The 15,201-nt window shown below is 51.8% G+C and carries 7 protein-coding genes; 4 read left to right on the plus strand and 3 right to left on the minus strand.

What is annotated here, in order from left to right:
- Positions 1-16 precede the first annotated feature (16 nt).
- Positions 17-3,262 carry a PSD1 and planctomycete cytochrome C domain-containing protein gene (locus SH302x_RS05890; RefSeq protein WP_479367801.1) on the minus strand — a complete coding sequence of 1,082 codons (3,246 nt, stop codon included), beginning with the start codon at positions 3,260-3,262 and terminating at the stop codon, positions 17-19.
- Between the two features lie 226 nt (positions 3,263-3,488).
- Here SH302x_RS05890 and SH302x_RS05895 point away from each other — a divergent pair, with 226 nt between their 5' ends.
- From SH302x_RS05895 to SH302x_RS05910, 4 genes are all read left to right on the plus strand, one after another.
- Positions 3,489-4,970, plus strand: a complete 1,482-nt coding sequence (locus SH302x_RS05895) for a sulfatase family protein (protein ID WP_479367802.1) — start codon at positions 3,489-3,491, stop codon at positions 4,968-4,970.
- Position 4,971: 1 nt separating this feature from the next.
- Positions 4,972-5,805, plus strand: coding sequence for an alpha/beta hydrolase family protein (locus SH302x_RS05900; RefSeq protein WP_479367803.1), 834 nt, complete (start codon positions 4,972-4,974; stop codon positions 5,803-5,805).
- Between the two features lie 139 nt (positions 5,806-5,944).
- Positions 5,945-8,335 (plus strand): DUF1592 domain-containing protein, encoded by a 2,391-nt coding sequence (locus tag SH302x_RS05905; protein ID WP_479367804.1) that lies wholly within the window; start codon positions 5,945-5,947, stop codon positions 8,333-8,335.
- 107 nt (positions 8,336-8,442) lie between these two features.
- Positions 8,443-9,969, plus strand: coding sequence for an ArnT family glycosyltransferase (locus SH302x_RS05910; RefSeq protein ID WP_479367805.1), 1,527 nt, complete (start codon positions 8,443-8,445; stop codon positions 9,967-9,969).
- A gap of 188 nt (positions 9,970-10,157) precedes the next feature.
- Here the strand turns inward: SH302x_RS05910 and SH302x_RS05915 are convergent, their stop codons facing one another.
- Positions 10,158-11,876 (minus strand): SLC13 family permease, encoded by a 1,719-nt coding sequence (locus tag SH302x_RS05915; RefSeq protein ID WP_479369244.1) that lies wholly within the window; start codon positions 11,874-11,876, stop codon positions 10,158-10,160.
- Between the two features lie 33 nt (positions 11,877-11,909).
- On the minus strand, positions 11,910-15,149 hold the full coding sequence (locus SH302x_RS05920) for an error-prone DNA polymerase (RefSeq protein WP_479367806.1): 3,240 nt from the start codon (positions 15,147-15,149) through the stop codon (positions 11,910-11,912).
- Positions 15,150-15,201: the final 52 nt, after the last annotated feature.

Raw genomic sequence — 15,201 nt, forward strand, 5'->3', positions numbered from 1 at the left:
TCTTTCGCTCAACGTTCTAACGAACAAAGATAAACTCTTTTGAATTGAGCACTGCCATGACCAAATCAATCCATGCGGGCTGTGAAAATGCACCATCGGGATGTTCGCGAAGGGACTCTAAGCAAACTTCGATCTCCGCATCGTCTGCATCTCGGCTAAACGCCTGTTTAAATAGTGATTGAATACTCCGCTTCGACTCATCGTGGCCGATTGCTTCTGACTGACTGATGTTTTTTTCCACCCAGCGGGTTGCAGACAGCTCGACCAACGGATCATTCAGCATACTCAACGACTGCGCTGGTACGTTCGCGCGGCTGCGTTGCCCCACGGTCGTGCTGGGAAGTGGATAATCGAAGGCGAGTAGAAAAGGGTTAAGGAAATTGCGACGCACTTCAATAAAGATTGCTCGACGGTTATTGCCATCTAACGGCCCGCTGCTGCCGGGCCGCCCGCGGCCTGTCATCATCGAAGTTAGATGGACAGGCACCGAGGGGCCAGCGAGACTTAGATCCAGTCGGCCAGCGAACTGAGTCAAACTATCGCGAATCGATTCTGCGGAAAAACGTTGCACGTTGCGATAGCTGAGCCATTTTCCATCGGGATCCCATTGTTGCTGCTGCGCAGTCGGAGCCGAACTTCGCTGATACGCTTGCGTCAGTACGATATCGCGAATCAACTTTTTCACCGACCAGCCGTCGCGAATGAATTGCTGTGTCATGTAGTCCAGCAGCTTGGGATGCGAGGGGCGAGCCCCTAGGACGCCAAAATTATCAGGCGTTGAGACCAATCCGTTGCCCAACAGTTTGCTCCAAACTCGATTCACCATCACGCGGGCCGTCAGTGGATTTTCGGGTTGAACCAAAAACTGAGCTAGTTCTAAGCGGCCGCTTCCGTCGCTGGGCATCGGTGGTTGATTCAGTATCTCGCGAAAACAACCACGAGGAGCAAGATCGCCATGCTGATGCGGATCACCTCGAACATAGATCGGCGAGTCAATGGCCGAACCATCATGGATCGAAAGAATCGGCACAGGCTCCGGGCGCTGTTTCGCAAAAGCGATCAACTCTGACTGCTGACGTTCGAAGCTTTCATTCAGCTTAACAATGCTGGGGACTTGGAGTTGGACACTCAGTTCGTGCAAGGCAAGCAGCATATCGGAATCAACTGCGGACTGGTCTTGCTCAAACGCTTCCAGTTGCTGACGCAGATAAGCAGCAACGGCGTTGGGAAGCGAGTCCTTCGACCGGGACACTGCGTCCACAAGTGTTCGAAGTGATTTGGAGACATAAGCTGGCGGTCGTGAGTCCGCGGATCGAATCTCTTCAATCGCAAACCAGCCTGCCCCGCGATCTTCCAACGAAAGGTATGCAAGTTGATTGAGATACTTTTGCAGGTCACCTTGGTGATTCAACCACCGGCTGCCATGCTTAGCTTGAATCGGTTTCCGCATGTCGCCAAAAAGCAGTTGATGGAACTCTTGCATATAAAAGCCAGCCACATGGATCGTGCTGGTGCTGTCGACGCCACGTGCAAGAATGTTTATCGTCGGATGGGTGACAGCGAATTCAGGGGATTGGACGATGATTTGCTGGTGCGGGCTTATCCAGTTGCTTCGGAATATATTAGAAGCTCGCTGCACAGGGATGATTTCTTGGAGCCAATCGAATCGCGAGGTCTGGTCGACCCTGCTGGTACTATCCGAGATGATCTTCCAGCCGACTGGCAGTCCTTGTCGAAAATCTGCCATCAGTGAGCTACGGCTGATCCAGTCTTGATAAGACATTTCTGCGCTGCGGATCGAATCGGCAAGTTGTTGCCAGGCTTGGTTGGGGTCGTTGCTTGGAAGTACACGGAGCCAGGCCAGCGGATGGCTGACGTTCGCCAAAGAAGAATTGAGAGCTTCGTCACCTTCTAGCTTGGACAGCAAAGTATTAAGCCATTGGTGGACAGTTGAGTTATCAACCGATTGGAACAGGCTTTCGTCCTGCAGCGAGCGCTCGATAGATCGGATGCGATCGTTGAGTTCTAGGTCGTGTGCGGCAATCTTGTGTTGCGGATCGGTGGGGCGAATCAAGCGTCGTGAAGATTTGAGTATCCCTGCCACCCCATAATAATCTGCTGCCGAAATCGCATCGAATTTGTGGTCATGGCAGCGAGCGCAAGCGATGGTCATTCCGAGAAAGGTTTTCGAGAAGACATCAATCTGATTGTCTAGACGCGTCGCATAGTCCAGTTGCACATCCACGGGAGCTTGGACGGAATCGCCAAACCACCACCAGCCTGTCATTGCTAGAGAAGAGTCCGTGCCGTTAGCTGAATCGAAACGTCGCAGCGGCAGCAAGTCGCCGGCAATATGTTCTTGAACCAGTCGGTCATAAGGAACATCTTCGTTCAATGCCTGGATAATGGCATCTCGATAACGCCATGCATGATGAATGGGGTAATCGAACTCATGCCCCATCGTTTCAGAATAACGAACCAGGTCCAGCCAATGCCTGCCCCAATGAACTCCAAATTGGTCTGATTGCAAAAGTTGGTCAGCGGTGTCGGCAAGACACTGAGCAATCGAGATCTCCGAGTTGAGCTTGGCTTTGAATGCTTCGACTTGTTCCAGCGTGGGTGGGATACCGACTAGGTCGATGTGCAGTCGTCGCAGAATGGTGAGCGCATCGGCTTGCTCCGCAGCGCTCAAGTTCAACTCTTTGAGTTTATCGTCGATCAGCGCGTCGATGGCGTGTCGCAGTTCTAATGGCGGACCCATGGGGGGGGCTGCTTCTAGCAGTGACATAGGCAAATCCACTTTCGCGGTTGGCTTCCATGCCCAATGCTGACGGGCGCGTTGATGTTGCCAAGCGGTTGGCGAATCGGGATCAATATCGTAAGTTGGCCAGGGGGCACCGCGTTTCACCCACTCGACCAGAATTGCTTGTTGGTCGTTTGGCAATGGCTTCTCGGGTGGCATTTCATAAGATTCGCGACGGATCGCAGAAATCAGTAAGCTATCTTCAGGAGCATCCAGTTCGATAGCCGGTCCGCTTTCACCGCCTTTGAGCAAGTCCTGGCGCGAATCAAAACTCAATCCACCGCTTGACTTGCCGACCTCGCGGCTATGACACGACTGGCATTGCTCAGCCAATATAGGACGGACATGATTCTCAAACCATTCTGCCTCGTCAGCCGCGATCTGCTGGCCGACTACCCATGCCGAGGATACGTAGGTAAAAGTGAAATGTAGGATTAGTAGAGCAAGAATACGATGCATAGCAGACTGCAATAGCAATTTTGGCAGGGTCAAGGTGGGAACTCAAGTATAGCCCACATGGGCCGCCTTGTGTGAAAAGCTCTTTTGACCCCTATCTATTTTTAGGCAGCTACAAAGATGAAGACCATACTTGCTGGTTGAAATGAAATCGCTTACGGTCATAATCGTTAAACCATTCAGACCGCTTTATACATACTTTCGGCTTACCACTTGGAGCGATACGTTCATGCCCACTGTTCTTCGTTCCGCGTTTTTGGCGATGATTTCGCTAGTTTGGCAGAATTTCCACATAGTCGACATTTATGCACAAGACCAGCGGCAGCCTAACATCGTACTGATTTTTTTCGATGATCTTGGCTACGGGGACTTTCATTGCTTTCGGCAGGAAGCCATGCCCACTCCAAACATTGATGCGTTGGCAGAAATCGGGACTAGGTTTACTAGTTTCTACGTCTCTCAGGCGGTGTGCACTGCTTCGCGGGCTTCACTGCTGAGTGGCTGCTACGCCAATCGTCTTGGATTGGAAGGAGCACTGAATCACACCAGTCGCACTGGCATTCATCCTGATGAAGAACTATTGCCGGAACTGTTGCAGCAAGCGGGATATCGCACGGGGATGTTTGGGAAATGGCATTTGGGTAATCCGGAACTCTTTAATCCGCTGGACCATGGGTTTACCACTTGGTTTGGAATCCCCTACTCCAATGACAATACAAAGTATCATCCAGTGCTGGCTGATTCCATGCCCGCTTTACCGTTGTATCGCGATCGCGATGTGATTGAACTGGACCCAGACCAAAAGCTATTTACACAACGTCTGACTCAAGAGGCTATTAGGTTTGTTGAAGATTCAAAAGATGTACCGTTCTTTTGCTATGTGCCGCATGTCATGCCGCACGTGCCCATCTTTGCATCGGATGATTTCAGCGGGAAAAGTCAACGCGGGCTTTTCGCGGATGTCATGATGGAATTAGATTGGTCAGTGGGGCAGATTGTGGCAGCCTTGGAGCGAAATCAATTGCTTGAGAACACGCTGATTATCGTAACCAGTGACAACGGCCCTTTCCTGAGTTATGGTTCGCATGCTGGCAGTGCTGGTCCATTGCGAGAAGGCAAACTGACGGCGTATGAGGGAGGTGTGCGAGTGCCGATGTTGGCTGCTTGGCCGAATAAGATTCCCGCTGGTCAAGTGTGCGATTCGCCGATTGCTAGTTTCGACTTTCTGCCGACCTTGGCGAAATTCGCAAGTGCAAAAGTTCCTACCAATCCGATCGATGGACTTGATATCAGTGAAGTTTTGTTGGAAGGCAAACCGTCCCCCCATGCTGCGATCTATCTTTATTCAGGCCGGGAGTTGCATGCCATTCGTATGGGCAAGTGGAAGATTCATTTTCCGCATCCTTACCTAACCGTATTGGGACCCACGCGAGATGATGGCAAGCCAGCAGGTTGGGGCCAGCAAAAGCCTCAATCGATTGAGCAAAGTGGAGTAAGTGGAATTGCGTCACGACATGGGTATCGAGTCGAGCAGCAGGTGTTAGCGTTGTACGATCTGGAAAGTGACCCGGGAGAAGCAAACAATCTGGCTGCCGATCATCCCGATGTAGTGCAACAGATGATGCAGCATGCGACGGCGGCACGAAGCGATCTAGGGGATGCGTTGCAGGACAAAGTTGGCACGGGGCTGCGTGCGGTAGGAAGTCGATAAGATGGCTCGCAATTCCGAAAGGCTGTGGTTCAAGACTGAAGGCAACTTGCAATTGGCGGCGATTCTCGAACGGCCTGCGATCGATTCACGTGGGCTGATCGTGTTTTCGCATTGCTTTACATGTTCTAAGGATTTGAAGTCCATTGTCCGTCTGGCTCGTCAACTCAGCGACCGAGGCTGGACAACCTGTCGTTTTGATTTCCGCGGAATTGGTCAAAGCGAAGGCGATTTTGCAGAGTCAAACTTCAGCACAAATCTCGAAGACTTGGAGCATGTCTGTCGCGCGTTGGCTGAGCTCGGGCAACGCGTCGATTTTCTGTTTGGCCACAGTTTTGGCGGGGCCGCGTCGTTGCTGGCTGCATCGGAAATGAGTCGTTTGGCATTCGCAAGAATTCGTGGTGTGATCACACTAGCAGCTCCCAGCGACACAGCACATCTGGCTGACATCCTAATCGCGAAACAGCCGCGGATCGAATCCGACGGCGAGGGGGTGGTCGAAATTGGGGGCAAGCAGTTCTTAATCCGAGAACAAATGATTCAGAACTTTCGCAAAACGAACTATCAGCAACGTTTGTTGCGGGCTCGACAGGAGGCTCATGTACCTAATCTGGTGATCCATTCCTTGCGAGATAGCACTGTGGCATTTTCGCACGCGCAGACCCTGTATGATTTGTTGCGGCAAACCGACCAACAGAAAAGCTCGGTCGACGTCAGCCTGTATACTTTGTCGCAGGCGGATCACCTATTGGCTCAAAATCCAGCGGATGTCGAAATTGTGGCAGGTTTGGTCGACGGGTGGTGTGCTGCACGGGTTGAAAATTCTCTCAGTAGTTAAATTAGTTTTCCTTGCTATAATGGTTTGTCATGGCAGTCCATGCCAGCACTACTTTATCCCACCTTGGGTTCTGTCCCAACCGCTCGCACGGTAGTTGTTTTGGCTACGTAAGAGCATCGCCTTGCATTATTAAATTGCCATGCATATTCGTTCCACAAAGATTCTTACTTCGCTTCTTACCACCGCAATCTTTCTTCCATGCTTGACCGTTTCGGCTCAAGACGAAACCGCGGTGGTTCGTCCGATTAACGACACCGTCCTTCAAGAAGACTTGGAACGCAGCGTCCGACCTTTATTGGAAAAATACTGTTTCGATTGCCACAGCGGTGACGAAGCGGAAGCGGGAGTTGATTTGGAGCGTTACAAAACGCTGGATGAACTGAGAAGCTCTACATCGGTCTGGGAGCAGGTCCGGGGGCTGATTAAGATTGGTGCGATGCCTCCGCCCGATAGCTCTACGCTGCCGTCCGAAGAAGAACGCAGCGTTGCGACTCAGTTTATTCAAGATGCACTGCACTACGTCGATTGCAATGAGTGCTACACACCGGCACCTATCACCGTGCGCCGACTGAATGCTGTTGAATATGATCACGCGGTAAGAGATTTAACTGGCGTTGATTTGCAGCCTAGTCGAGTAATCGGATTTGTCACCGATGAAGTTGGCAATGGCTTTGACAATCAAGGCGAAGTGCTGACGGTCAGCCCGTTGGCATTGGAAAAGTTTTTTGCGGCCGCGAACTATGTCGCGGAAAAGATCATTGTCACCAACCGTGATAGTTTGCGCCGTCAGCAAAAAAGCGGTACAAGCATCGAAAGGGGCACCTCCTTCGATGCCGTTTTTGATTGTGCGGCTGGTCAATACGACATCAACGCTCGGATGGAGTTTGGATTCGAGCAAAAGTTTTCCGTTGATGCGCAATTACTTATCGATGGCGAAGTGGTAGAACAATTCGAAGTGCCACCAAAGCGTGAGACCTTTCGTTGGACACGGGATTTAAGCGAAGGCGAACATACGATTTCGATACACTTTCTAGATAATGAAAAGATCGGTGGCGAAGGAGGTACGCGGCGGCAAATTCGCATTGAAAGTGTCTCGGTTCGTGGGCCAGTCGACGGTCAGCCCCGTTACCCAAAGGAACATCGCGCTATTGTCGTCGCGCATCCCGATGACGGAATCTCGGTAAATGAAGCGGCAACCAAGATCGCTGAAAACTTTTTGTTAAAAGCATATCGTCGTCCGCCAAGTTCTGATTCGATCCGCTTGATGGTGCAAGCTGTTGAGACAGCCGTGAACGACGGGCGTTCCTTCGAGACTGCGGTTCGAGAAGCAATCGAAGTCGCCTTGGTATCACCAGAATTTTTCTTTCGTCTCGAAGTCAACAGCGGCCAGCCCGTTGAGGATTCTCGTTTTCCAGCTAATGTTCAACATGTTGACGCTTACGACTTAGCTAGCCGACTGTCGTTTTTCCTATGGTCTTCGATTCCCGATCAAGAGCTTTTGCAATTGGCCGCCGACGGGTCTTTGTCGAAACCGGAAGTACTGAACCAGCAAGTGGATCGCATGTTGAATGACCCGCGTGCCGAGACAGGGCTGGTCCAACAGTTCTTCGGACAATGGTTGGGATTGCGAAATCTGAAGGTACTGCAAGTCGATCAAGATCGCTTCCCTATGTACAACCCTAAACTTTCGGATGCGATGTTGCAAGAAACTACGATGTTCTGCGCTGATGTCTTACGGAACGGAAAACTGATCGATTTGCTGTCCGCAAATTATTCCTTTGTGAACCCTAGGCTTGCTGAGTTGTACGGCGTTTCCTTCGAAGGACAGGTTCCCCGCGATCTTTATCGTGGCGGTCGCCGACGTGGCGGTGGTGCTGAACGCAGCGGAGCGTACGAGCAAGAAGATCGTTTCGTCAAAGTGGAATTAGACGGCAACCGCAAAGGCATTCTGACCCACGCTTCGATATTGACTTTAACCAGCAACCCGACGCGGACCTCGCCGGTCAAACGCGGTAAATGGGTGCTTGAAAACATCATTGGCGATCCACCACCGGCAGCTCCGCCGGGAGTTCCATCGCTTGAACAGTCAGCGGAAGGTAAAGGAGAACTTTCGTTAAGGGAGCAGTTGGAATTGCATCGCGCGAATCCAAGTTGCGCATCCTGCCACAAAGTGATGGATCCCATTGGCTTAGGCTTAGAAAACTTCAACGCGGTCGGCCAGTTTCGTGAACAAGACGGCAAGGTTCCGATCGATTCCGCTGGCCAATTGGCCGACGGCCGAGAGTTTCGCGGCTCGGGAGAATTGCTAACCTTGCTGTTGACCGACGAAGAAAAATTTGCCAAGCACTTTGTCAGTAAGTTATTGACGTTTGGTTTAGGAAGAGGCTTGGTTCGCCAAGATTCATGCAGCATCAACGCGGTACTAGAGTCGTCGCGAGCCACTGGTTACGAAATGCGATCGGTTATCAAAGCAATGGTGCTCAGCGAGCCATTTCGGTACCGCGCCGCAAGCGATGAAATCCCTGAATAAGTGTTTGTAGTGCCGCCATCATGCGGCAGTGCCTGCTAAACTGTAAAACCATTCCGCCTGGCGGCGGTACAACGAACCAGTCGCCTGGGAAGTGCAGTTGCGGCAGCATGTCAGATTCGAACCGTTTATCGATCAAAAGCTTCTTGTTCAACCGGCGTTGGGCTAATGCAGGGTTTGTTGCGGCCATTGTTGCGGTCTTTTTTCTGATACGCGTTCCACTGGCGATCAGCAGTAATGGGGAAGTTGACGAAGATTGGTTTACGGTGCCTGGGTGGACCGTGCTACATGAGGGCATTCCAAGAATTCCCTACGCACCTGATCGCGATCCTGCGGGCGTTTTCTATCGGGGAGACGAGATACTGTTTGGAATGCCCCCAGCATTCTTCTATTGGGAAGCGGTTTTCTTTGGGATCTTTCCAGGCGGTTACGCAACCGGGCGACTTGCATCGATGGTCGCTGGCGCAATCACGATCATCTTGGTTTATTGGATGAGTAAGCTCTTTACTGAGAATTCTCGCGTTGCACTAGTCACGGCAGCCGTCTACTCAGTCTCTCGAGTTTTTTACTTTCCTGCGACCACAGTTCGACCGGATATGCTGTGTACCATGTTGGGGGCGATCAGTGTACTGAGCATTTTGAAATGGTCTGAGAATAGTCAGCGGCGTTGGTTGGTTGCCAGTGGTATTGCTTGCGGACTTGGTCTGCTGACGCATCCCTTTGCAATCGTCTTTTGTTTGCAGTGCGGAATCTGGATTCTACTGCAACGACGTATATCGCTTCGATCACGCTTGGCAAATGCGAGTGGACTGACGTGTATTGCTTTGCTGGCCGTTTCACCTTGGGGATTATTGATTGTTCGAGATCCAGAACTTTTCGTGACTCAGTTCAGCAACAACGTGCTCAGCCGGACGCAGGCTGGCCTGGTGCAACGCTTTGTTCTGTTTTGGGAGCCGCTGCAGTATCATGTCTTCTTCTTGAACCAGCGTACGCATTGGCCTCAAATGCTGTTTAGCATCGCCGGTTTGCTGGTGGGGACGTTGCTTGCATTTCGCGGCAAGCTTGTTTGGCGCGGCGAGCTGTTTTGGGCTTGGTCCTCAATCTATTTGCTGGTGGCGTTACAAGGCAAACACCCATCAATGGGCTATTGGTGCTATCCAGCGATCTTTATCACACTGGTCGTTGTCCGAGCTATGGCTGACATTCTCAAACAGATCAAAATTTTGCATGTGCGGCAAATGGCAACGTACGTTTTAACGACCGGAGTCATTTTGTTATTTGTTTCGGGAAGTGGTATTCGAGCATGGTGGCAAATCCTCACGCACTGGAATGACGCTCGATTCAATAGTCGAGTGTTAGTGCAACAACTGTTGTCGGAACTTCCTCAAGATGCAAAGTACCTTGTGGATCGCAGCTACGTGTTTGATTTTTACTTGGCTGGCAGAGATACAACGCTAGGTCTTAATGATCAGCGATTTTTCCAAGCCGCTGGAATCCCCTATGACTATCTCGTCATCAATCCGCGACAGTCTCGACCGGAATTGCCGGATCAGTTGCAAGCAACGTTGGTCAAAGAATACGGTGATCCCAATCGCAACGCTGCCAACGTTTACCGCGGGCCTCAGCCAACTCCGTAACGACAGATGCACTGGAACAAGCAGCCCGAGTATGCATCTTTGCTGATTCGATAATGGAGCGTGTAGGCGAGCGGCAGCAATTATCTTGCCCTAGTGGGATTCGCCCGAATTCCATTTCTACTTCGAGAATCCTGGCGAATTCCACTGCATCGGATATGTTTTCATCTGCCGCTCGCCCTAGCGTCGCATTAGATGTTAAACCATGGTTTGACGACGCAAAATGCAAGCAAGGTGACCAAAACTATTGAGATCAAATTCAAGACAAAGCCTGCTCGGATCATCTGCCGAACAGTGATCAATCCGCTTCCAAATACGATCGCATTGGGCGGCGTTGCTACAGGCAGCATGAACGCGCAGCTTGATCCTACGGTTGCAGGAATGAGTAACAGGTAAGGATGAACACCGACGGCTGGAGCGACGGCAGCCAGGACAGGTACCAGCGATGCCGTGGTCGCGGCATTTGAGGTCAGTTCGGTCAGGAACACAATCAAAGAGCTCACTACCAGCACTAAAACAATCGGTGGCACCCGCCCAAGACTCAGGGCTTGCAGTCCGATGAATTCCGCTACTCCATTGCTTTGCACGGCGTCCGCTAAACTTAGCCCCCCCCCAAATAGGAGCAGAATTCCCCACGGCATTTTCTGTGCAGTCTTCCAGTCCATCGTGAATTTCCGCTCAGTCCATTGGACGGGAAGCAAGAACAACGCAATGGCACCCAACATCGCGATCCAAGGGTCTGTTAATTGAGCGAAAGGTCGAATCGCTTGCCCATTCCACTGAATTACGAGCGGCGTAATCAGTGGACGCAGTAACCACAACAGCACGGTGGCAAAAAACACACTCAACGTGATCCACTCGCCGCGCTGTACGGGACCAAGCGTTACTAGTTCTCTGGCGATCAATTGTTTTCCCCCAACGAGCTTCAAACCTTTGGACGGAAACAAGAAACGCGTGAACACGAAATACATAATCGGCAGAAACACCGCAACGAAGGTCGCGCCAATAGGCAACCAACTGGCAAATGAAAAATCAATACGATAAGGCTCACTGATATTCTTGCTTAAAAATCCGACTAGAAATGTGTTCGTAGGCGTGCCAATGATCGTCGCGACGCCGCCAATGGAAGCGGAATAGGCAATTGCCAGCAGCAGGCAAGCTCCGAAATTGTGCCATGGGGTCTGAGTCGCTTGAGAATACTCAGGGTTGTCATTCTGTTGCGTTTCGCGATGGATAAGCCCAATGACGCTGATTGCAATCGGTAGCATCATCGCGGTTGTGGCCGTGTTAGAAACAAACGCACTGAGGACCGCCGTCACGATCATGAAGCCCGCCACCATACCATTGGCGCTAGTCCCCATGGTTCGTAAGGTCAGCAAAGCAATACGTTTTCCAAGCCCCCATTTTTCCATCGAAAGTGCGATGATGAAGCCACCAAAGTACAAGAAAATGAGCGGGTCAGCATAGGCAGAACAAGCCGCCTCGACACTGGTGGCTTGCAGTAAGGGGAACAGCACGATAGGCAGCAACGCGGTCACGCTAATTTCGACGGCTTCCGTCAGCCACCAGATCCCCATCCACATCATGACTCCCAACGTTGCGCGACCAGCCCACGACAGTTGGATGTCTGTTGGAGCGTCAGTCAGCATTTCCGTGGATGTTGGTAAGCCCTGAGGCGAATCCCCTGCCAGCAATGCAATGCAAGCCACACATGCAAGCGGGCCCGCCAGAAATCCTAGCCATGCGATCCAATGGGTTTCGTTCGTAGTTGTAACTTGTTCCGACAAGGTATACCGCCGATGTTCCGATTTGTTGGAAAGTCTCTGTTGACGCTTTGCTGTGCCAAAGTAGGTAGGATCGTCGCACTGCCTTCCAATGGGATTGGTTGCATGGTTGCGAGATTGTAACACATTGAGCAACGAAGATTACCAGGGGGCGGTGGTCTACTGAAAGTCACGCGAGCGGGTCATGAGCCCTTGCATACGATCGGTCAAATCTTCTACGCGACCAACCACCACATGCACCACGTTGTTACGGTTTTCTAATACGCCATGAATGATCCAGGCATTCGAGCTACGACAAATAACATAATGTCGCTTCCAGGTTTCGGTATGAAAAACCAGATTGATCGATCCGGTTTCATCCTCCAGCGTAACAAAGGTGATACCCTTGGCGGTACTCGGCCGCTGACGCAGCAGGACGATCCCCGCTACTCGGACGAACTGTCCATGGCGTAGCGTTTGCAACTCGGAAGCCGTACGCACTCGAAGCTTTGAAAGTTCCGGCCGCAAGAACTGGATCGGATGCCCCTTCAGCGAAACGCCCAGCGTATTGTAGTCGACATAAACCTCTTCCAAGCGAGGCATGGCACCAAGCTCGACCGGCAACGCTTCGTCGTTATCGGCTGCCTCGATCAGTGGCGGCGTTTGACCTGATTTTTCTTGGGCCAGCGCTTGCCAAAATGCCGCGCGACGATGGCCAGCGATGCCATCCAAAGCACTTGCATCGGCCAAGGTGGTGATGATGGCTTGCGTACAACGAGTGCGTTTCACCAAATCACTGATATCTTGGAAAGCACCCGCTGTGTTTCGATGTCGAACGATAGTTTGAGCGTCCTCTTGTGAAAGTCCTCGGACCATCCGCAAGCCAAGCCGCAGCGCGTACTGCGGGACATCTAAGCGTCCCCCTGGTTTGCGTTGCCACTGGCGTCCAGCCGGCTCCAACGTGCAGTCCCAATCACTGAAGTTGATATCAACCGGTCGAACATCCACACCATGGCGCTGAGCGTCCTGAATCAACTGTGCAGGCGCATAGAATCCCAGTGGTTGGCTATTAAGCATCGCAGCGCAAAACACATCCGGATAATGGTGCTTGAGCCAACAAGAGACATACACTAGCAGTGCAAAGCTAGCTGCATGCGATTCGGGAAAACCGTACTCACCAAAGCCACGAATCTGAGTAAACGTTTGCTCGGCGAACTCTCGCGATAGTCCGCGCTCCAGCATGCCATCGATCAATTTACGATGAAAGCGATCGATAACACCAGGCCGCCGCCACGCCGCCATCGCCCGACGAAGCTGATCGGCTTCGCCTGGGGTAAAGCCGGCGGCCACAACGGCCAGCTTCATCGCTTGCTCTTGAAAGATCGGGACGCCTAACGTCTTGGCTAGCGTCTGTTGAATCTCCTGCGTTGGGTAAGTTGGCTGAATGCCCGTCTCGCGAGCCTTGAGATAAGGATGCACCATCTGGCCTTGAATAGGACCTGGCCGAACAATCGCCACTTCGATGACTAGATCGTAATAACATCGAGGGCGTAGGCGAGGTAGCATGCTCATTTGAGCTCGGCTCTCGATTTGAAAAATACCCAACGTGTCCGCTCGACAAATCATGTCGTAGACATCATTGTCGCCATGCGGAATGGAACTGAGAGTGACCTGCTTCTTGTAATGCGAACTCAGGAAATCAAAGCAACGATGGATCGCCGAGAGCATGCCCAAAGCCAAGCAATCGACTTTCAAAATTCCCAGCGTATCAAGGTCGTCTTTATCCCATTGAATCACCGTCCGTCCATCCATCGAAGCATTCTCGATTGGACAAAGCTCGCACAGAGGTCCTTGTGTCATCACCATCCCGCCGACATGTTGCGATAAATGCCGTGGAAAGCCGATCAAGTTCTGGATGGCATACAAATATCGTTGGCCAACCTCGCTGGTGGGATCGATCCCTACATGCAAGAACTTTTCCGCCATCGACTCGTCGCTTGATCGTCCGTCAAGGATTTTGGAAAGTGCGTCGATACGGTCCAGTGAAATACCTAACGCCTTCCCACATTCTCGAGCCGCCGAGCGCGTGCGATAGGTCACAATGGCCGCCGTCATACCTGCACGCTGGCGTCCATACTTTTCGTAGATGTACTGTAAGACCTCTTCGCGACGTTGGTGTTCAAAATCGACATCGATGTCCGGCGCTTCGTTGCGCTCACGGCTGATAAAGCGTTCAAATAGCAAATCAAGCTCATTGGGATCAACGCTGGTCACACCCAAGCAATAGCAGACGGCGCTATTGGCCGCCGACCCGCGCCCTTGACACAAAATACCACGCTCGCGAGCAAAACGAACTAGGTCCCATACCGTCAAAAAGTACGCTTCATAATGCAAGTCTTCGATCAACTCAAACTCGTGCCGCAACATAGCGAGGACTTTATCGGGTACCCCTTTGGGGTATCGCTTCTTCGCACCCTCCCAAGTGATTTGCTTGAGAAAATTGATTGGCTTCATGCCATCAGGAGCCCATTCGGTGGGGTACTCGTAACGAAGTTCATCCAATGAGAATGTACAAGCGTCAGCGATCGCAATCGTTCGCTCAATAGCCTTTGGATACTTGCTGAATGCTTTTTCAATGGCGGCTATCGATTGAAGATGAAACGACGCATTGCACGGCCGCAGTTTGGCAATCTCAGCCACCGTTGTACGATTGCGAATGGCAGCCAGCACATCATGCAGAATCATTCGTTCGGCGATGTGATAGTGCACGTTGCCGGAAGCGACCAGCGGAACGTTGGCTCGTTCGCTCAGCCATTGGCAGCGGGCCAAATAAGCGTGATCATCTACGCCTAGATGCAGGGTCGTCATCAGGGAAGCCGACGTCCCAAAGATCTCGCGGAAGTGTTTTAACCATGCCAGCCAAGTCTCATCTTCCTTCGGATCGAAGTGAGCTGGCGGTAGTGCGCGACGAATGGAGAATTTTTCTTCGCCATACCATTCGCCTTGCGCTAGATCTGCTTTGGTTGCATTTTCTGCTGGCGGTTGTTGCAGTAAGATGCCTGCGTGCATGTCCATAGCCAGCGGAGCGATATCGCGCCAATAGAGCAGACATTGGCCTTTCGCTGCTCGAGCACGTCCTTGCGTCAGTAAGCGGCATAGCCTGCCATACGCGGCGCGATTTTGAGGCCAAACGACCAGGGGGGGGCCGTCGACAAAATGAAGCTCACTGCCGACCACTAAAGGTAGGTTCGCGTCTTTGGCTGCGGTATGAGCTCGAACAATTCCGGCTAATGAGTTTCGATCGGTGACAGCGATACCACGGTATCCCAGCGCTGCCGCGCGGTCGACCAGTTCGTCTGCGTGCGATGCGCCTTCGAGGAACGAGAAATTGCTTTTGCAATGGAGTTCCACGTAATCCATGAATACGACTCAGTAACCAATGAAGTAAGCATCGTCATAGGCCGCGGACGTT

Source organism: Njordella calcicola (assembly GCF_056494125.1).

Coding starts and splice junctions, on each gene's coding strand:
- SH302x_RS05890 (WP_479367801.1), bottom strand. CDS start 3,262: ATGCATCGTATTCTTGCTCTACTAATCCTACATTTCACTTTTACCTAC.
- SH302x_RS05895 (WP_479367802.1), top strand. CDS start 3,489: ATGCCCACTGTTCTTCGTTCCGCGTTTTTGGCGATGATTTCGCTAGTT.
- SH302x_RS05900 (WP_479367803.1), top strand. CDS start 4,972: ATGGCTCGCAATTCCGAAAGGCTGTGGTTCAAGACTGAAGGCAACTTG.
- SH302x_RS05905 (WP_479367804.1), top strand. CDS start 5,945: ATGCATATTCGTTCCACAAAGATTCTTACTTCGCTTCTTACCACCGCA.
- SH302x_RS05910 (WP_479367805.1), top strand. CDS start 8,443: ATGTCAGATTCGAACCGTTTATCGATCAAAAGCTTCTTGTTCAACCGG.
- SH302x_RS05920 (WP_479367806.1), bottom strand. CDS start 15,149: ATGGATTACGTGGAACTCCATTGCAAAAGCAATTTCTCGTTCCTCGAA.